This window comes from Paenibacillus sp. FSL R7-0340, from assembly GCF_038002205.1.
Classification (GTDB): domain Bacteria; phylum Bacillota; class Bacilli; order Paenibacillales; family Paenibacillaceae; genus Paenibacillus; species Paenibacillus polymyxa_B.
In genome coordinates this window covers 1363666-1382102 of sequence record NZ_JBBOBY010000001.1, presented here as the reverse complement: position 1 = coordinate 1382102, position 18437 = coordinate 1363666, and the positions used below count along the sequence as shown (strand labels likewise).

Below are 18437 nucleotides of genomic sequence, written 5' to 3'. Positions count from 1 at the left end.
GATGTTGCGCATACCGCTTTTTAATGGGCTGAACCATTGTGAATCACACTTCGAAACAAACTATCCTTCAGCAGCGAGCAAAGATTTCTGTGCGAGTGGCAGCAGGATGACTACCTCAGTTCCGACTCCGGGCTCACTCTCATAGTGTATACTTCCGTTCATGGCTTCAATGATTCGAAAGGAGACGACCGTTCCCAGTCCTGTTCCTACCTCTTTGGTTGAAAAAAACAAAGTACCCACTCGCTCCAGGTGCTCCTGACTCATGCCTTTTCCCGTATCCCTAATATGCAGACATGCCTTCTCTTCCTGAATCGCCAGCTTTATGTATACCCTGCCTCCATCATCCGCAGCTTCGATCGCATTTTTCGTCACATGTATTAACGCCTGTAACAGCTGATTACGATCCATATGTACGTATATTTCATTCCTTAGCTCAGTATACAGTCTTACGCCTTGCTTGGTCGCCATCGGTTTCAAAAGCAAAACAATTTGTTGAACCATGCCAGACAGATCCATCAGCTCTGTGTTCCCAATCTGCGGTCTGGATAAGTTCAGATAGTCGCTAATAATTCTTTCAGCCCTATCGACCTCTGCTAGTGCCAAAGCAATATATCTGCGATTTTTCCCTTCTAGCCCTGACTGAACCATTTGCAGGAACCCTTTAACAACAGTCAACGGATTCCGTACTTCATGAGCCATAGAGGCAGCCAGTTCACCTAACGTATTCAGATGCTCAGCATATTTAACCTTCCTTCTCATTTCTTCCCGTTCCAAACTAAACTCCATCCAGAAAGAGGAGGCTCCAATGCTTAGGAATTGAATCATACCGAACCAGAGTATTGCCCGGATCAGCTCGATCTCATCCTTATCCAGCCTGCCATTGGCCCAGGAATGTATTAACAGAATTATAAGCATGGCAATATTGGTCCATATACTCATTAGCATATTCATGCCCACCCGAAGCAACATACTATTGAGCTGCATAAACTTCTTTCTCACCAAGAGAGGGCCCAAATAACACAACATCATACTGGGAAATCCTACCACAATAGACTCAGGACCTATATACATACGAGCCATCACCATCAGCGTTATATTTAGAAGTCCTGCCTTAGGACCAAAATATAAAACAGAAAGGATCAGAGGAACATATCGAAGATCCCAATATAATCCATACCAGATGTACGAAAACATAAGGCAAAGCACAGAAGACACACCCAGCACCCCTCCCATAAGCAACGGGGTATGTTTCATATGCCGATGATCTGACAAAGAGCTATATACTAATAATGGTACAAACACAAGAAATATGTTCACGAGCAGCTTATCTACCAGCATCTCGTCTTTCCCACTTTCCAAGTGATAATGACTACGTACTTCTTCTATTCTCGATAATACGTGCCTTTTCCTCTCTCCTCCCCTACATCTGATGAAAAATATAAGGCGATTCGGCAACACAACTGAGCATTGGCCCACGCAATCTGAAAATCCACTTCATAAGATACGATGTATCCTTTATCACAATGACCGAGAGGAGAATGAGCATGGGAGCAGAAGAAACAAGAGGCGGTTACGGTGGTTACGGCGCATTTACAAGCACAGGAACAATTCTGGTACTGTTCATTTTATTAGTTATCATCAGCAAAACGATCTTCATATAAGCAGACGATTATCTGCACCCACAGCTACGATAGCAGTGAGCATACAAAAAAAGGCTAATTCGCAGACAGCTCTTGCTGCTTGCGAATTAGCCTTTACTTTATTCACATAGATACACATTACACTTCTTCTTCATCCTGACCGTCCAAACGCCATTTTTTGGCTTGAGCGCCTCGTAACAGGAACACTACTGCAACTCCCCCAAGCAGCGTGAGCAGTGTAGACAGTAGATCTTCCTTTCCTTTTGCCAGAAAAGGAAGCCACAGAACCACAGCAGCCGGCAACGTCAACCGAACAACAAAGTCGAGAAAAGACGCACGACGACTATGCGCAGGAATCGGATATAACTGAAGCCATAACGAATCCTTGTGATACTGCCTTAGTGAAGTGACCTGTACACCAATGAGGAATATGAAAAATAAATATACTGCAATCCCAATCCAGCTAGCATGGGTGATATATATAATTAACAACCCCAGAATTCCAAGCCGAATGACAATACCTGCTGGCTCTGTACGCAGGAATGTCTTAAACAGCAGGTAACGATACGCTCCCCTTCTGTTCCAAGGTATGTTACCTCCCAACCAGGACAGCCAACGACGTGGCGTCACTCTCTGCGTAAGGGCGGGCACATCGACAAACCAGCCCAAAGTGCGCATCACCCGAGCAGCCTGCATACCCTCTGTGCGAATCAGCTTTTCCCAAGCCACTAGCAGCTTGACCGGAAAACGCAGAACAAGCACGTACACCACACCGACCAATATGATAAATGGCACGCTGTGTAGTGGAGGCTGCCATAGCCATGCGGCTACCATCAGCACAGCCAACACCCACCGAAGCAGACGATAGCCTACACTCCCGCCAATCGATACCATGCGAAGCTCTTGCCAGCCGCCGTAGCTGAATAGCAGCTTTAACAGCACGAACAGTAGCAGGGTCAGTAGCAGCGGCTTAGGCGCGGTATCACTGCGAATATACAGCGGCCACACGATAATAGACAGCAATAGCAAACCGAATATTTTATACACCACACCCCGAATCCGGCTGGCCTTAAAATAATCGTGCATCGCGTGCTCCTGTGGACGGAGGAAAACAATATCCGCCGCGTTTAAATACGTACGAAAGCTCGCATGAGCAATCGGAATAGCCACAATAAGCATGATCCAGCGGATGGGCAAATCCGGTGGAGTATGCATCAGCAGCGACGTGTACCATGCGGCAAAGGCAATCAGTGCAAAGCCGAAGACCACCGCCAGACCGCTCTGAATGACATAGCCCAGATAGGGCAGCACCTGTCCCCAGAACGCTACACGTCTTTCTTTATGCAAACGTTGCAAATCCATGCTCATTCCCTGCCCTGTACCAGCTCATAAAATGCATCTTCCAGCGGCATGCCCGGCTTACCCGCCTGTGCTGTCACTTCGTCCAGCGTACCCTGTGCAATGATGGCACCCTGATGAAGTACAATGAAACGATCGCAATAATTTTCAATCGTGGACAAAATATGAGAACTGAGCAGAATGGACGAACCCGAACGCTTCATCTCTAACATAAAGTCAAGCAGGGAACGAATACCAAGCGGGTCCAAACCCAAAAAAGGCTCATCTATGACATACAACGGCGGTCCCGCTAAAAATGCGCACATAATCATCACTTTCTGGCGCATCCCTTTAGACAGGTGCATCGACATACTTCCACTTTTATCCCGCATACGGAACAAGTCCAGCATTTGATCACTGCGTGTGCGGAAATCTGCTTCGCTAACTCCGTACGCTCTGGCCGTGAATTCCATATGCTCCATCACCGTCATTTCAGGATACAGCTCTGGAGATTCAGGTACAAAAGCAATGGCTCCCTGATACTCCTCGGGATTTTCATCCTGCTTATGACCCTGCACACGAATTTCTCCGGCCTGCGGTGTCATCAGGCCCAAAATATGCTTCATGGTCGTACTTTTCCCGGCCCCGTTCAGACCGATCAATCCTACCATTTCGCCCGGTTTCACATCCAGCGAAATCTGATGCAGCACCGGGCGCTTGGCGCTATATCCGCCGGTCAGTCCGTTAATTTGCAACACAGGCTGTTGTTCCATGGCTCCCCCTCTTCTCCCTTACTCGTTCGGTTTTGATCCTTTTTCCTTCAGCCATCTTGGTGCACCCTTGTTTTTGCGATCACGCTCACGCTGTGCTTTTCCTGCTTTGGACAAGGCTGCTCCTTTGCTCTTGCCTGGAGCTGAACCGTTCGCGGAATTCCTGCCAAGACGTCCGTTTTCGGTACGAACAGGTGCCTTACGGTTTTCCGTCTGTGCTCCGTCAGACATGGATCTGGCCTCGGATGGTCTTACAGGTGCACGCTTGGCATCCGCCGGACGCGGCACAACTACTCGACCTCCGTGCAACGCACGCTCTGCGATCTCAATGCCCAGTTCACGGGAGAACTTACGCATGATGAACGTTTCACGGTCGGTGACAACCGACGCCACCAATCCTTTGCGTCCCATCCGTCCTGTCCGTCCTGCACGGTGAACATAAGCTTGACTATCCGTAGCCGGGTCAAAATGAATGACCATTTCAAGGCCCTCAATATCCAGACCACGGGCTGCCACATCCGAAGCGACCAGCACTTTGAGCTTGTCCTCGCGGAATCGGGCCAACACGTTGCTACGCGTGACTTTATCCGCATCTCCATACAAGGATGCCGTAGTCAGCCCCATATGCTTGAGCTTGGCTTCAATCTCCCCGATGGCATTGGTTGTATTCACGAACACCAGCGCTTTTCTTGGATTAAAATGACGCACCAGACGGCGCAGCATATCCACCTTATCCCGTTCTTCAGATACAAAGTAATAGTGTTCCAGTCCACTGGCCGTCTTCTGGTCGGGATCAATCCCAATTTCTACATATTCACGCATCTCTCGTTTCGCCAGCGACTGAATCTCATCGTTCAGCGTTGCGGACAGGAATACCAATTGACGATCACGTTGGGCGGTGCCCAATATGTTTGTTACATCGCCTGCTCCGCCGAGCTGGAACATCTGATCCACCTCATCAATAACAATGGCTGTAATATTGTGCATTTTCAACTTTTTCGAAGCGATGAGTTCCCGTACACGTCCTGGTGTGCCCACGACAAGCTGTGGATGATCCTTGAGCTTTTCGATTTGACGTTTGATAGCCGCCCCACCAATCAGACCGAGTACACGGATTCCACGATGCTCTCCGTAGCGCTGACCCTCACGTACAATTTGCATGGCCAGTTCCTGGCTTGGAGCTAGTATCAGCTTTTGCGTAGCCTTTTTCTGTGGATCAATCGCTTGCAACAGCGGCAACAAATAAGCCAGTGTCTTGCCTGTGCCAGTTTGTGAACGCGCCAAAACATGCTTTCCCTTCATTATTTCCGGTATAGCCTCTGCCTGAACTGGCGAAGGCTGTGTAATTTCATGCTCAGTCAGTTTGTCCAACAGATCTTGTTCAACGCCGAGCGATTCAAAATTCAATGTCATGAAAAGGTCCAACCCCTATACGTAAATTCGTTACTCTCCATTATATGCGAAAATAGCCCTGTTACCAAATCACAAAAATAAAAGATGTCCCTCACCATAGCTAATGGCTTACGGGACATCTTTTATTTCTTATTCATCACACCATGACCCAGCCTATCGGTTAGTCTGGGAGCTAACTGATACAGCTTGAGAAAAGGAGATACCCACCGTGGCAGATTAACCTCCTCTTTGCCAAGCTCCATCGCTCTCACGATATGCCGTGCTACCTTATCAGGTTGTAGCATAAACCAGCTTACATTTCGAACATATCCTCCTGAAGGATCTGCCAGCTCAAAAAACGGTGTGTCGATCGGCCCCGGGTTAATCGTCGTTACAGTCACTCCACTCCCGCGCAGCTCTTGCCTGAGCGCATTGCTGAAACCAAGCAACGCATGCTTCGTCGCCGTGTAAGAGGACGATTTGGCTGTCCCGATTTTCCCGGCCATCGATGCTACATTGACAATCTGTCCATGGCCCCGCTCTGTCATTTGCGGCAGAAACGCCTTGATGCAGCGAACAACACCCATGTAGTTCACGTCCATCATTTGTTCAAACTCCGTCAGGTCGGTTTCATTAAAATACTCAAACTTTCCGTAGCCCGCATTGTTAAGCAATATATCGACCCGTCCGTACTGTTCCAATACTCGTGCAGCAACAGCCTCTACCTGCTCCTGGCGGGTGACGTCCAGTTGGATAAGCTCATGCCTGCCGCTGATTCCCGCAGATACTTGCTTCAGTCGCTCTTGGGAGCGTGCTGTTAAAATAGGAATCGCGCCCTTTTCGCTTAACAACTGAGCACAAAGGGCGCCAATTCCACTAGATGCACCTGTAATCACAACTATCTTGTCCCGTAGTATACTCACGGTCATCCCTCCACATTAAAGAAACTTGCTCCTTTAATATTAAGAGATCATCACCTGAATATCCAGCTCACCGATTCCTTCCACTGTGAGCGGAATATAAAGGGCACGCTGAGGCACAAAAGTGGTCAAGTTTTCTGATTTCATGACCTGCGGAGGCGTAATATCCACGACAATTCCCTGATTGGACAAAATCGTACTGGCATTACCACTAATCATATTGCCCAATTCTGAAATTGCGCTTTTTCCCATCTCATCAATTTCAGTCAACACAAATCCGCCCATCATCGCTGATACCATACGTAGCGCCACCTGTTCATTCAGGCCGAACACAATATTTCCGCTAAGCTGTCCGGTCATCCCGATCATAATCCAGATGTGGTCGTCCACCAGCTCGACATTTTTCACACCAAGATTTCCGGGTGAAGGAGATACTTGGATCAATTGTTCAATGACCCGTCGCGCCGACTCCAAAAAAGGATTTATCACTTCTGCCTTCACGATCAAAGCGCCCCTTTACGATGGGCTTTTAGACATACAACAAAAGTCCCATTTAAATTAGAATTTTTTAATTAAATATTACTGTAAAACGCATCGATCCTCAACAAAATGCTCTCTCTATCACTTATCGACAGCTGCCCGGTAATTTTTTATAGCTAAACCACAAAAAATGTGAATAATGTCCTATATCTTTGCTTCTTACCGGTTTTAGACTGATTATTTTTGAAGGATATCAGGACTTTAGTCTTTATTTCCCAATATACCACACTTTAAGGTGCTCTGCTTCGATTCATTGCCCTTCCTGCTCGAATAACCTATAATTTAATGAAATAAAGCATAACGACGGTTTTACATATGAACCTATGGATTGGCTAAAAATATTCATTCTATACAGCTGCGACAAGATTAAGAAAAGAGAGGAGGAACTTCATGAACATCAGTCAACTTGAAACACTTATCATGATTTCCAAAACAATGAGCTTCCGCAAAGCCGGAGAACTTCTCAATTTGACGCAGCCGGCGGTGTCCGCCCAAATTAAAAGTCTAGAGGATGAGTTCAAAACCATTCTGATTGACCGCAATCAGCCCGTCACCCTGACCGACCGGGGAGCTGTTTTTTTGGAACACGCCGAGCGCATATTGGAGGTTGTTGAGGAATTAAGACAAAAATTGTACGATCTAAACGAAACACCGCAGGGTCACATTGCGCTGGGTACCACAACATCCATCGCTATTCAAATTTTACCGCGCGTGCTTTCCTACTTTCAGGATCAGTTCCCTCTCATCAAAACCTCCATTCAATCCATGGCTTCCTCAATGATTTATCAGCAGGTGGAGAACGGACTTATTGATGTTGGCATCGGCTATCTGATCGAACGTAATCCCAATTTAAGCACTTCGGTTCTGTATTACGATTCCTTCGAACTAGTCGTGTCTCCTACTCATCCGCTGGCCTCACAACCACATGCTACCATTGAAGCCCTTCGGGAAATTCCGCTTATTCTGCTCTCTCCCGATACGGTGGGACGAAAATTCGTGGACGATGTATTTAAAAAGCACCAAATCGTACCTCATGTCGTGATCGAGTTGTCCAGCAGTGAGGAAGTCAAACGGATGGTCGAAATTAATCTCGGTGCTGCCATTATTTCCAGACTGTCGGTCACTTCGGAACTGCGTGCTGGCACATTAAAAATGATTCACATTACCGAATTGGAAGTTAGCCACCCGGTAGGGGTGATTTATAAATCCGGCCGGTATTTAAACTCAGCCATGCAGCAATTTTTAAGCGATCTGAAGGGGATGCCGGAGACGAATTTTACCAGTTCTGAATAACGTAATTCACTATGAACAACATACGCAATATAAACTTGGTTACGAAAGGAAGACAGGCTATGAAATTTGATCTGCACACCCATCATTTCCGCTGCGGTCATGCAGACGGCAACATTCGGGATTATATTGAAGCAGGTATTCAATCTGGCTTACAAGCTATTGGCATTTCGGATCATTCCCCCTTTCTATGTAGCGAACAGGATCAGGCTTTTCCTAAAATTTATATGGCTAAGTCACAGCTTGCTGAATACGTAGAAGAGGTACAACAGCTCAAAAAGGAATACGAAGGCCGTATTGACGTGCTCCTCGGATTGGAAACGGATTATTTTCCTGATTTCGCTGAATTATATCGTTCCACTCTGGCTCCTTATCCATTTGATTACCTCATTGGGTCGATTCACAATGTCGAAGGGGACAGCATTTTTAACCGTAACCGTTGGAACAAATTAAGCGACGCTCGTAAAATTGAGGTCAAACAAGCCTACTATGCGCTCATTCAGGAATCTGCGCGAAGTGGCATGTTTCAGATTTTGGGTCATATTGACGCAATGAAGGGGAATTTCCCTGCCTTTTCAGACATTCCTGCCGATACAGCCATTGATGAAACCTTGCGGGTAATTGCGGAATCCAATGTGGCGATTGAAATTAACACTTCGGGTAAAACCAAGCTAAGTGGCGGATGGTACCCGTCTGCTTCTATTTTAGAAAGAGCGCACCATTTTGGTGTGGAGGTTACTTTTGGTTCGGATGCCCATAAGCCTTCGCGGGTAGGCGATGACTGGGAAGAAGTAAAGGCACTGCTGAAGGATATCGGCTTCCGGGAATGGGTCTATTTTAAAGAAAAACGTAAAATTCCTGTGGCGCTTTAAAATTTAAGGTGGGAATTACCGCTCAAAATCATTTAAGCTTACGATCGCTACTGCAATGGGATTGTTGGGGATTGTAATTTATAAGGTGATAATTCCATTGCAAAGGCGAACGCTTAGCAAGATTATGACATCTATGTGTGAGGAGAATTACATATGCACTTGGAAGATCCTATGGACAAGATCAAAAAGCTAAAGCATGACATCACGCGATTTATGCTAATCTATAAATTTGCGCTGGACGAAATGGAAACCAAGATTGAAATATTAAAACAGGAATTTCAAGCATTGCACGATTACAGCCCTATTGAGCATACCAAATCACGCCTTAAATCTCCTGAGAGCATCATGAACAAAATGCTTCGTAAAAATAGCGAGTTATCCCTGGATGCTGTCAAAAATCATATTAAGGATATCGCCGGCTTACGTATTACTTGCTCTTTTATTTCTGACATTTATGATGTCAGTAACATGCTTCAGAGACAAAGTGACTTGAAGGTGCTGGAAATTAAGGATTACATCAAGAACCCCAAGCCGAACGGTTACCAGAGCCTGCATTTGCTGGTTCAAGTTCCTGTATTCATGTCGGATTGTGAAGAGCTAGTCTGCGTAGAGGTGCAAATTCGAACCATTGCGATGGATTTCTGGGCCAGCCTGGAGCATAAAATCTTTTATAAGTACAACCAGTCTGTGCCCGAAAGTCTGACACGTGAATTAAAGAACGCAGCAGATTCCGCTAATGCGCTAGATCTCCAAATGGAGCGTCTACATCGTGAGATCAAGGAAATTAAAGACGCTAGAGGTGAAGAGGACTCCATAGAGGAGCTTCGGAAGATTATGATTAATAATCAGCAAATTACGGTGCCAGCCAATTTCTTGAAGCTTCTAGGAGAGTAAGATTAGGCGGTGCTCCACCGCTATGCGAATGATTTGATCTTATGATCAACGGATTGCATGCTTGTTCAAAAATGAAAGAATAGAATCATTGATTAAGATCGGCTTCTCTCTAAGCATGTGCGGTCGATGACTACAACCCAGAGCAATTAGATAACGTGAGTCTTGGACCCATAAGCATAATTCCAGAAGCTGCTCTTCGGTGGCAAAATCATCATGTTCACCCGCGATAAATAATGCAGGGCACGTAATGCTGCTTAGCTCGTTACGTGCCAATTGCGGATATTGGCGCCAATCCTGTGCGCTCTGTCGCATAAACTCTTGCCAATTCCCCTGATGTGCCTCCTCATGCCGTTCCATCATTTGATGGATCATTTCATAACGTTCGTTTTTTGATGAGCCACTCCGGTTCAAATTCATCTGCCCCCACAGGACATGCGACTCCACTACAGCCTATGATCCTCCTCTTTTTACTTAATTGTTAGATGAACTATGTAAATAAACTAAGTATATGATAGATTGCAAAATGGCTCCGCACTAAGAGCACTTCATCAAAGTATGTTAAGCTCTTTTCATTCGCTCTGTACCCTTTACAGTCATTATTTCGTCTACCTTAATATCTGAGGATTTTGCAAAAAAAACAATAAGCGACTGGAATCGAATTTTGCAAAATCCTGATCTATGAAAACCATTCCGAAGGAGTGATAAAGTATGAGAAAGGTACTTGTATTGGGAGGAACGCGCTTTTTTGGCAAGAGACTGGTGGAACGTCTGCTGGAGAGTTCCGAGAACTCCGTTACCATCCTCACACGAGGCCAAACAAGCGATTCGTTCGGTGACCGCGTTCAGCGGATCTGTGCAGACCGTACCGACCGGCAAGCGCTCGCAGAGGCGGTAGGTGAGCAAGTGTGGGATGTTGTTTATGATAATATTTGCTTTTCTCCAGATGAAGCCAGCGAAGCCTGCCGCATTTTTGATGCTAAAGCCAAGAGGTATATTGTGACCTCCAGCCTATCCGTCTATGATTCGAGCCCGGAAGTGCTGACAGAGAGCATCTTTGATCCTCAAACTTACCCGGTTCGCAAGGGCGGGAAAGACGATTTTACATATCAGGAGGCTAAACGGCAGGCAGAAGCAGTTTTTATGCAACAAGCTACATTCCCTGTAGTCGCTGTTCGTTTTCCGATTGTATTGGGAACAGATGATTATACGAAAAGGCTTCATTTTCATATCGAACATGTTCGTGAAGGAAGAGAAATCGGAGTACCTAATTCCGCAGCACAAATCTCATTTATTCGTTCCGATGAAGCCGCAGATTTTCTGCTTTGGCTCGGTCACACTTATTTAACAGGTCCTGTAAATGCTTGTTCCGACGGTACAGTGAGAATTGGAGAGATCATTTCGATCATTGAGCAGGCAACGGGAAAACAAGCTGTGGTGAAAGAAAAAACAGCAGACGAGCACATGTCTCCATTTGGTATTACACAATCGTGGTACATGGATACGTCCAAAGCCCAGTCAGAGGGGTACTCATTTCTCTCCCTAAATGAATGGCTTCCAGAGCTGATAACCAGCCTGAACCGTTCCTAAAATCATAAAAAAAGAGGACCCGAAGCTTCGGGTCCCAGCAATATATATAATTCAAAGGGGGTCATATCTATGTTGTACCCACTCTATGTTAAAGTAACTTTGCAGTTATGTTTCATCTTTGTAACAAAATGAAATGCAATTGAGTCCAGCCAAGGCAAGAACTCCACTCACTGCCACAGAAATAGAGAATGCTCTGATATAATCTGACAGATTAGCTTCTGAAAGCGTGTGATGGAGCAAGGAAGAGAACAAGATACCGATCAGAGCGACTCCCAACGAATTAGCCAAGTACATAAAGGTCGTAAACAAGCCTGAACCCGTTCCTGCCTCTTCAGCCGATACAGCACCAAGGACGACATGGGCCAGTGGCGTTGTGGCCATCCCGAGACCCAGACCATATACACCTAGTATCATGATATTTTGAATATGACATAAATGGATTGCATCTAGATGTAACGATCCAATGAGCAGAAAGCTACAAATCCCCATGATTAGCATACCTGATTTCAACACCTTGCTCCCCCACTTCTTTACTAGCCTGGACGACCATAATGAGGTGAGAAAAAAGCCAACACCAAGCGGCAAAAAGACCATACTTGTGGATCGAACATTGTATTTCAAACCGGATTGTACATAATAATTTAAAATAAAGAAGAACGAAAACATACTAAGATAGATGACAATTACCGTCAATATCCCTGCGCCGAATGAACTCTTTCTAAATATAGATAGACGAATAAAAGGCGAGCCTTCCCTCTTTTCTTTTCCCATCTGCGTAACTATAAAAGCAACCAAAACCAGAATGGACAACAGCAGACACCCCCATGTCCATAAAGCCCAGCCCTGCTTTTGCCCGGTTGTCAACGGATAGACAAACAGCAATAAACCAAGAAGCAACAGAAAAGCCCCACTCCAATCCATATTCGGCACGGATCTGCCATAGGATTCCGTAATAATAGGACAAAAGAGTAACACTAACAGCCCAAAGGGGACATTAAAAAAGAAAATGATGCGCCAGCCCAGGCCGAAAAGGTTCCAGTCTACCAAAAATCCACCCAGAATTAAACCAAGTGTAAATCCAACCCCAATGATAGCTCCGTAAATTGCAAATACCAGTCCCTTCTCTTTGGGAAGAAAGCTGCTTTGCATGATAGATAGAACCTGGGGTTGAATCATGGCAGCTGATATCCCTTGAAGCACACGAATCATAATGATTAACGTAGGCTGCGATACGATCCCCCCTAACAGAGCCATCAATGTAAACCCCAACACCCCGATACATAACATGCGTCTTCTACCATACATATCTCCAAGTTTGCCGCCCAATATCAAGGCCACAGCCAATCCCAGAGAATATCCCGTAAATATGAGCTGTGCCTCGGAAAAACTGGCATGCAGGTCCGCCTGCATCATCGGAAGGGCAACCTGCATCATATAGTTGTTCAGTGAAATTAATAAAGTAGGAAGTAAAATAAGAGCTAATGCGTACCAGCGACGCGAATCTACCTGCTGTACTGCTTGAGGATTAGTCATGGCTATGGCAAATTGATCTTTCATTGTAGTTCCTCCAACCTATAATGGGCATCTTTAATCTTTTCATTTCTTATCTCAACTGATAACCATTATCATCTATAAAGCAAGGAGGTCTCTACCTGCAAAGGTATTTTCTATCCCTATAGAAGGAGCACCAATAAAAAACCCTCCAAACATGATGGACATGCTTGAAGGATTGTTTCATTAAAATTTATTCGTAAATGTATCTGGATTACGTATTTTTTTGATATATTCGCTAGGATTACAACCATAATACTTTCGAAAGGTTGTCGTAAAATTACTGGCGTTGCTGTACCCGATTGAAAATGCCGTCTCTCCAATGTTTAATTGTTCAACTTCCAAGTACCAGAGAGCTTTTTCCATTCTTTGCTTACGCACCATTTCAAAAATAGTCATTCCGAATAAATGGGGGAATCCTTTCTTTAGCTTGAATTCATTAAGCCCAACCTTTCGGGCCAACGCTTGAATCGACAGGGGGTGCTCAAAATGAAGAATGACGAATTCACGAGCCTTATGGAGCTTTGAAATATCTTCACGACTTATAAAATGGCTTGTCCCCCTTGTTACATGTCCATCCATCTCCCCAAACAATGCAATAAACTCCATTGCCTTACTTTCCATGTATAACCGTTTCATCGTCCCATTGTAGTTACAATGTATCATGTCATAAACACACCTGTGCATGGCGGGCGTATCCGCGTAGGCGTCAATATTCCCTTTGTAACGTTGTAACCATGTTTCTATGCTATGCTTTTCTGCAATATCTCCGGCGTAAGAAAATAGCTCTTGGGGAGAACACCTTATTTCCACCATTTGGTGGTGAACGCCTGCCTTCTTTTCCTCATAAACCAGTTCATCCTCTAAATATAAAACATTCCCGGTCAACCGATTGGTATGACTTTCTTTGCCGTTCCATTCACAGTATATTTCACCATTTAAGCAATAGCTGAGTTCAAAGAGCGGACAAGCCTCCTGAATATGAAGCTTCATATTCTGTTCAAAGGTGAGATCCGTGACCACGATTTCCATACCTGGACGAATCCGTGTGCGAGTCATACTTCCCTTACCTATATGCGGGGGAATCGTGAGTTGTTGCTCCGATTTTTTATGATGAATATGACCATCCACAAGCTCAGTGAATTGGTCAAATAAATGATGAATGTCTGCACTCCATATATTCAAAGCCAATGCCAGCCCTTCTTTCCTGTTCGGTTCTAACTATAGGATAACAAAAAAAGAGGACCCGAATCATCGGGCCCAGCAACATATATTATTCAAAAGGGGGTCATGTCTGTATTGTACCCGTCCTGTGTTAGAGTTGTTTTGCAGTTATATTTCATCTTTGTAACAAAATATTCCACTGCCATTTCTACGCATAATCCCCTTGGGTCATCGAAAATACCAATACACTCGGTACCTCGCCTGAGGGATCATAAGCACCAATTGTACGCAGCAGGCGCATCTTATTTTTAATAAGCACGCGCATGGAAGCCTGATTATCCTCTTGGCAACGACTTTCGATCCGCTTGAGCTTCAAAGATCCGAAACCAAAATTCAGCATTTCTCCTACCATTTCTGTAGCCAGCCCCTGTCCCCAAAAAGGACGATCCAAAATATAGCCCAATTGCGCCTCACCCGTTCTTTCATTCCATTGCTGAAAAGAGACGATACCGAGCAACGGTGAGGAGGTAGGCTCATTGGACTCACCAAGTAAATTGCTTTCTCCTGTATTTCTCTGATGCCATTCCACCGCAAAATGCAGGGAATCTAGTGAATCAGCAGATACTTTAATTTGCGCAACCAGACGCCGCATTCGTGTATAGACTGGCTTGCGAATTCGATTCACATATTGGATCACCAATGGATCGGATAGGATCCGTTCCAGCGCGGGATAATCCTCTGCTCTTAGCTGGCGCAATCGGACTCGACGGGCGTAAAGCTCCGGTAGCCCAAGACGAAGCATTTCTCTGGTCAGCACAATGTCCCCTCCTGCGGATGGATTGGCTTTTAGAAATGAATGTTTCCATACTTAATCCAGGTCCTGAATCCCCCGGTAAATTCCTGTGCGCAGCTCTCGAATATAATACGGCAAAGAAGGTACAGCAGCTTCCTCCGCTTGTTTTACCGCCAGTTCTATATCATAAGGTACACGTACAAAATGAATGGAGAAGGACGTAGGCTGCTCCTCTCCCATCTCCCCCTCTAAAATGCAGTAGGAAGCCTGCGTAACATCCAACGGATTCCCGACACTACCGACGTTAAAAAGTGTTTTTCCCTGAAAATGCTGGATAAAAGCATTGTGCACATCACCATATCCCACGACATCCGGAGCAAAAACAACTTTTCCATTTTCTTCTGCTAACGGATCGAACATGGCAAGCCGTTTTTCCGGCTCATCCCATGGCTGCACACGGTGATATACACTTTGCGGCGAGGCATGCACCAGACGGATACGGCGTCCGCTCATTCTGAAATCATAATGAAACGGTAACTGTGCCAAATACTGCACTCGTTCTGCCCCCAAGCGTTCGGCTTGCCAGCTAAAATTGAGATCATCCGTAATACTAACCAGCTCATCCCAATTCCCCCGCACGACCACTTCACAACGTTGACGGACAGCATCCAGAACCTCGCACGGGCTAGGCCCTTTGCCGATCAGATCCCCCAAACAAAACACACGGCTAATGCCTCGGGAAGCAATATCCTCCAGCACCGCCTCACAGGCAGGCCAATTGCCATGAATATCTGAAATGACAGCAATACGATCCATCTGAACCTCACTCCTTTGTCCGAAACGACTACATCTCTACACTACATTCGAGCCATCTTTATGTAGTTCCAACATATATGATAAAGATGAAAAAAAGATCATGGCCTATTGGCCGGATTTTAACGTAATGACACTAAGCTCCGGTCTGCACAGCACGCGAATCGGCAGATGTGTCATGCCAATGCCTCGGCTGACATACAGCGGCATTCTCTCCGTTCCCACATGAAATAATCCCTGGATGTACTTGCGTCCACCCGGAGGCGGCATCGGCGCTCCAATGACCGGCAAGCGTACCTGTCCTCCATGCGTATGCCCTGACAGTTGAAGATCAAAGGACATTTGCGCCGCCACATCTGCATAGTCCGGCTCATGCATCAGCAGGAGCTTGCACATCTCATCAGGTAGTCCGTGAATGGCACGCTGCGGATTGGGCTTGCCCATGATGTTATCCTCTAAACCGACCAAGGCTACACGCTGTCCCGCAAGCTCTACAATCGCATGCTCGTTTCTCAGCAACGTAAACCCGGTTTTCGGATACAATTCCTGTACTCCGGCTGGTAAGCCTCTATAATCATGATTGCCCAGAATAGCAAATTTGCCAAGTGTGGCGTGCATAGAAGCCATAACTGGAACAGCAGCCTTCATGGATACTGCATAGTCATCCACAATATCGCCTGTAAAACAGAGCAAATCTGGCTTCAGACCTGCTATACGGTCCGCAAGCTCGCGTAGATCCTGCTCATCCATGTGAAAACCCAAGTGCACATCACTAAAATGTACGACCCTGATTCCGTCAAAAGCAGACGGAAGACGAGGGAGAGACAAGTTGAAGCGTGTAATTTCCAAATGATTAGGCTCCCATAAGGAAGCATATCCTCCAGCCAGAAGCGCGGTTCCGGCTGTGGCTAAAGCCGCTTTTTTCAAAAAATGGCGGCGCGAAGGATTGGCTGGTTCATTTGAAATGGAACGCCGCGAAGAACCGGGAGGGATAGCGGACCCCTGATGCGGGCCATCCTGACTCTCGCGGCGGGTGTGCGGCGTCTTCTCCATATGCATTCCCCCCTGCAATCTATTCCTTGATCTCACTTTTTAGAAATTCTTACTGTCCAGAAGCTTTAGCGGTAGTTGGACAACCACTGCTCCGCATAGTCTACCAAATCACGTTGCCTCGCGAAAAAACATGAAGCCTCCCCAATGTTCACCCGCGTAAAGGCTGAGGGACAGTCCCGTTCAAAATCAAGTCCCAGCTTCTCAAAGTCATCTGAGGTAATATTAAAATCCTGAAAAGATACCCACGCTTTTGCTCCATCCACCATCATAGGAGCTTGATGCGTGATCACTTCTCGTCCATTATAGGCTGTTCGATATTCCGCCAAATGCAAGGACGTGTTGCTGTCATGTTCGCAGCCCAACAGCAGTACATAGGCATCTGCCTCATACAGCTTTGCCAAGGGCGAATGCTCACCCAGCCCAAAATCAAGCTCATGCGCCTCCAGCAAGTCTGAAGCAGCAGGTCCACGTGCCGCCAGAGAAACATGCGGATGTCCGCTGCGCTTGGTTCCTGGCAGACCACGGAACGTTTCTACAATGACGCCCATCCCTCCGGTCAGCGTCCAGGCCGGATCATAAGCGGGCATTTCCTCGCGTACCAGTTCCCACCATGACTCATCCAGAGGCGGGTTCATCCAAGTCGAGGGATCAGTCAAGTCATGAGACTGTGTCGGCATTACCAGCGTCCCTTCCGGACCAACCGCTTCGGTTAGCGCGGCAAGAATGGCTGAGGCCCCGCCTGGAACAAAGCGTCCAAAGCTGCGCATCGACGAGTGAACAAGCAATGTCATGCCGCTCCGAACTCCCAGATCCTTTAATCCCTTCATTACATCCGACCTAGTGACAGGTCGATTCGTTATCGGTTGCACAGTCACCTGTCCAGCCTCCTTTTCACCAAAAACGATACACAATACCATAATTATACCATAACTGCTATCCCGCGCTCCTTTCTCCATGTTACCCTCCATCATTCCTGAGCGCAAAAAAACAGGCTTTCTCCAGTTTGAGAAAAAGCCTGTTTGTGCATAACCTATTCGCTGTCTAGTGCTATACAGTCAGCCAGCGCTTGAACATATGCTTGGTCGTTTCCTTGTTCATTTCGGCAATAGAAGTTGTCAACGGAATGCCTTTCGGGCAAGAGCGTACGCAGTTTTGCGAGTTCCCGCACCCTTCCAGCCCGTCGTCCGTCATCAACGCCTCCAGCCGCTCTTCCTGATTCATTTCCCCTGTCGGATGGCTGTTGAACAGGCGAACCTGAGATATCGCCGCAGGTCCGATGAACGTCGTCTTCTCGTTGACGTTCGGGCAAGCTTCCAGACAGACACCGCAGGTCATGCACTTGGACAGCTCATACGCCCACTGACGCTTTTTCTCTGCCATTCTAGGACCAGGGCCCAGATCGTAGGTACCGTCAATCGGAATCCACGCTTTGACCTTCTTGAGCGCATTAAACATCCGGCTGCGGTCGATGACCAAATCCCGAACTACCGGGAACGTGCTCATCGGCGCGATCGTAATCGGCTGCTCCAGCTTATCGACGAGCGCCGCACAGGCCTGACGCGGCTTGCCGTTAATCACCATGGAGCATGCTCCGCATACTTCCTCCAGGCAATTCGACTCCCAGCACACCGGAGCCGTCTCTTTACCGTGGCTGTCCACCGGGTTACGCTGAATTTCCATCAGCGCGCTAATCACATTCATCCCCGGACGATAAGCCAATTCGAATTCTTCCGTATAGGAACTGGTTTTAGGATCAGCTTGACGGGTCACAACGAACTTCACTGTTTTATTCGACTTCACTGCTTGCTCCGACATCTAAA

The 18437-nt window shown here is 46.5% G+C and carries 19 protein-coding genes; 5 read left to right on the top strand and 14 right to left on the bottom strand.

Annotation, left to right across the window (positions count from 1 at the left end; all coding sequences use genetic code 11):
• Positions 1-60 precede the first annotated feature (60 nt).
• The gene (locus MKX59_RS06175; RefSeq protein WP_075154708.1) at positions 61-1338 is read right to left on the bottom strand and encodes a sensor histidine kinase; all 1278 of its coding nucleotides are present in this window, start codon (positions 1336-1338) and stop codon (positions 61-63) included.
• Positions 1339-1544: 206 nt separating this feature from the next.
• On the opposite strand from MKX59_RS06175, the gene MKX59_RS06170 reads away from it, so the two are divergent.
• Positions 1545-1661: a hypothetical protein gene (locus MKX59_RS06170; RefSeq protein WP_023990126.1), complete on the top strand. Its 117-nt coding sequence runs from the start codon at positions 1545-1547 to the stop codon at positions 1659-1661.
• Between the two features lie 117 nt (positions 1662-1778).
• Here the strand turns inward: MKX59_RS06170 and MKX59_RS06165 are convergent, their stop codons facing one another.
• The 5 genes from MKX59_RS06165 to MKX59_RS06145 all read right to left on the bottom strand — a co-directional run bounded on the left by MKX59_RS06165 (position 1779) and on the right by MKX59_RS06145 (position 6561).
• Positions 1779-3002: an ABC transporter permease gene (locus tag MKX59_RS06165; protein ID WP_028541462.1), complete on the bottom strand. Its 1224-nt coding sequence runs from the start codon at positions 3000-3002 to the stop codon at positions 1779-1781.
• Positions 3003-3004: 2 nt separating this feature from the next.
• Positions 3005-3751 (bottom strand): ABC transporter ATP-binding protein, encoded by a 747-nt coding sequence (locus MKX59_RS06160; RefSeq protein WP_013311782.1) that lies wholly within the window; start codon positions 3749-3751, stop codon positions 3005-3007.
• Positions 3752-3769: 18 nt separating this feature from the next.
• A complete protein-coding gene (locus MKX59_RS06155) occupies positions 3770-5161 on the bottom strand; it encodes a DEAD/DEAH box helicase (RefSeq protein WP_209940357.1) in 1392 nt (463 codons plus the stop codon).
• A gap of 122 nt (positions 5162-5283) precedes the next feature.
• A complete protein-coding gene (locus tag MKX59_RS06150) occupies positions 5284-6063 on the bottom strand; it encodes an SDR family NAD(P)-dependent oxidoreductase (RefSeq protein WP_209940358.1) in 780 nt (259 codons plus the stop codon).
• A 39-nt stretch (positions 6064-6102) separates the two neighbouring features.
• Positions 6103-6561: a chemotaxis protein CheX gene (locus MKX59_RS06145; protein WP_023990131.1), complete on the bottom strand. Its 459-nt coding sequence runs from the start codon at positions 6559-6561 to the stop codon at positions 6103-6105.
• A 429-nt stretch (positions 6562-6990) separates the two neighbouring features.
• On the opposite strand from MKX59_RS06145, the gene MKX59_RS06140 reads away from it, so the two are divergent.
• The 3 genes from MKX59_RS06140 to MKX59_RS06130 all read left to right on the top strand — a co-directional run bounded on the left by MKX59_RS06140 (position 6991) and on the right by MKX59_RS06130 (position 9656).
• The gene (locus MKX59_RS06140; RefSeq protein ID WP_340857800.1) at positions 6991-7893 is read left to right on the top strand and encodes a LysR family transcriptional regulator; all 903 of its coding nucleotides are present in this window, start codon (positions 6991-6993) and stop codon (positions 7891-7893) included.
• Positions 7894-7952: 59 nt separating this feature from the next.
• A complete protein-coding gene (locus tag MKX59_RS06135; protein WP_340857799.1) occupies positions 7953-8762 on the top strand; it encodes a histidinol-phosphatase in 810 nt (269 codons plus the stop codon).
• 153 nt (positions 8763-8915) lie between these two features.
• Positions 8916-9656, top strand: a complete 741-nt coding sequence (locus MKX59_RS06130) for a GTP pyrophosphokinase (RefSeq protein WP_023990134.1) — start codon at positions 8916-8918, stop codon at positions 9654-9656.
• A 45-nt stretch (positions 9657-9701) separates the two neighbouring features.
• On the opposite strand, the gene MKX59_RS06125 is transcribed toward MKX59_RS06130, so the two are convergent.
• Positions 9702-10100, bottom strand: coding sequence for an alpha/beta fold hydrolase (locus MKX59_RS06125; protein WP_235322323.1), 399 nt, complete (start codon positions 10098-10100; stop codon positions 9702-9704).
• Positions 10101-10364: 264 nt separating this feature from the next.
• Between MKX59_RS06125 and MKX59_RS06120 the strand changes: the two genes are divergently transcribed.
• Positions 10365-11243, top strand: a complete 879-nt coding sequence (locus MKX59_RS06120; protein WP_023990136.1) for an NAD-dependent epimerase/dehydratase family protein — start codon at positions 10365-10367, stop codon at positions 11241-11243.
• 105 nt (positions 11244-11348) lie between these two features.
• On the opposite strand, the gene MKX59_RS06115 is transcribed toward MKX59_RS06120, so the two are convergent.
• The 7 genes from MKX59_RS06115 to sdhB all read right to left on the bottom strand — a co-directional run bounded on the left by MKX59_RS06115 (position 11349) and on the right by sdhB (position 18432).
• On the bottom strand, positions 11349-12800 hold the full coding sequence (locus tag MKX59_RS06115) for an MFS transporter (RefSeq protein WP_023990137.1): 1452 nt from the start codon (positions 12798-12800) through the stop codon (positions 11349-11351).
• Between the two features lie 180 nt (positions 12801-12980).
• A complete protein-coding gene (locus MKX59_RS06110; RefSeq protein WP_068941825.1) occupies positions 12981-13985 on the bottom strand; it encodes an AraC family transcriptional regulator in 1005 nt (334 codons plus the stop codon).
• 181 nt (positions 13986-14166) lie between these two features.
• A complete protein-coding gene (locus MKX59_RS06105; RefSeq protein ID WP_068941827.1) occupies positions 14167-14775 on the bottom strand; it encodes a GNAT family N-acetyltransferase in 609 nt (202 codons plus the stop codon).
• Between the two features lie 51 nt (positions 14776-14826).
• Positions 14827-15567 carry a metallophosphoesterase family protein gene (locus MKX59_RS06100; RefSeq protein WP_023990140.1) on the bottom strand — a complete coding sequence of 247 codons (741 nt, stop codon included), beginning with the start codon at positions 15565-15567 and terminating at the stop codon, positions 14827-14829.
• Between the two features lie 105 nt (positions 15568-15672).
• Entirely contained in the window at positions 15673-16617 is a 945-nt protein-coding gene (locus MKX59_RS06095; protein WP_023990141.1) for a metallophosphoesterase, read from the bottom strand.
• Positions 16618-16682: 65 nt separating this feature from the next.
• Positions 16683-17492 carry an aminoglycoside N(3)-acetyltransferase gene (locus MKX59_RS06090; RefSeq protein ID WP_023990142.1) on the bottom strand — a complete coding sequence of 270 codons (810 nt, stop codon included), beginning with the start codon at positions 17490-17492 and terminating at the stop codon, positions 16683-16685.
• 172 nt (positions 17493-17664) lie between these two features.
• Positions 17665-18432, bottom strand: a complete 768-nt coding sequence (gene sdhB, locus MKX59_RS06085; protein ID WP_053326044.1) for a succinate dehydrogenase iron-sulfur subunit — start codon at positions 18430-18432, stop codon at positions 17665-17667.
• Positions 18433-18437: the final 5 nt, after the last annotated feature.

What these genes read in the sequence shown, in the direction of transcription:
- MKX59_RS06115 (WP_023990137.1), bottom strand. Translation starts at nt 12,800, where the DNA reads ATGAAAGATCAATTTGCCATAGCCATGACTAATCCTCAAGCAGTACAG.
- MKX59_RS06160 (WP_013311782.1), bottom strand. Translation starts at nt 3,751, where the DNA reads ATGGAACAACAGCCTGTGTTGCAAATTAACGGACTGACCGGCGGATAT.
- MKX59_RS06170 (WP_023990126.1), top strand. Translation starts at nt 1,545, where the DNA reads ATGGGAGCAGAAGAAACAAGAGGCGGTTACGGTGGTTACGGCGCATTT.
- MKX59_RS06165 (WP_028541462.1), bottom strand. Translation starts at nt 3,002, where the DNA reads ATGGATTTGCAACGTTTGCATAAAGAAAGACGTGTAGCGTTCTGGGGA.
- MKX59_RS06140 (WP_340857800.1), top strand. Translation starts at nt 6,991, where the DNA reads ATGAACATCAGTCAACTTGAAACACTTATCATGATTTCCAAAACAATG.
- MKX59_RS06175 (WP_075154708.1), bottom strand. Translation starts at nt 1,338, where the DNA reads ATGCTGGTAGATAAGCTGCTCGTGAACATATTTCTTGTGTTTGTACCA.
- MKX59_RS06130 (WP_023990134.1), top strand. Translation starts at nt 8,916, where the DNA reads ATGCACTTGGAAGATCCTATGGACAAGATCAAAAAGCTAAAGCATGAC.
- sdhB (WP_053326044.1), bottom strand. Translation starts at nt 18,432, where the DNA reads ATGTCGGAGCAAGCAGTGAAGTCGAATAAAACAGTGAAGTTCGTTGTG.
- MKX59_RS06120 (WP_023990136.1), top strand. Translation starts at nt 10,365, where the DNA reads ATGAGAAAGGTACTTGTATTGGGAGGAACGCGCTTTTTTGGCAAGAGA.
- MKX59_RS06100 (WP_023990140.1), bottom strand. Translation starts at nt 15,567, where the DNA reads ATGGATCGTATTGCTGTCATTTCAGATATTCATGGCAATTGGCCTGCC.
- MKX59_RS06155 (WP_209940357.1), bottom strand. Translation starts at nt 5,161, where the DNA reads ATGACATTGAATTTTGAATCGCTCGGCGTTGAACAAGATCTGTTGGAC.
- MKX59_RS06135 (WP_340857799.1), top strand. Translation starts at nt 7,953, where the DNA reads ATGAAATTTGATCTGCACACCCATCATTTCCGCTGCGGTCATGCAGAC.
- MKX59_RS06095 (WP_023990141.1), bottom strand. Translation starts at nt 16,617, where the DNA reads ATGGAGAAGACGCCGCACACCCGCCGCGAGAGTCAGGATGGCCCGCAT.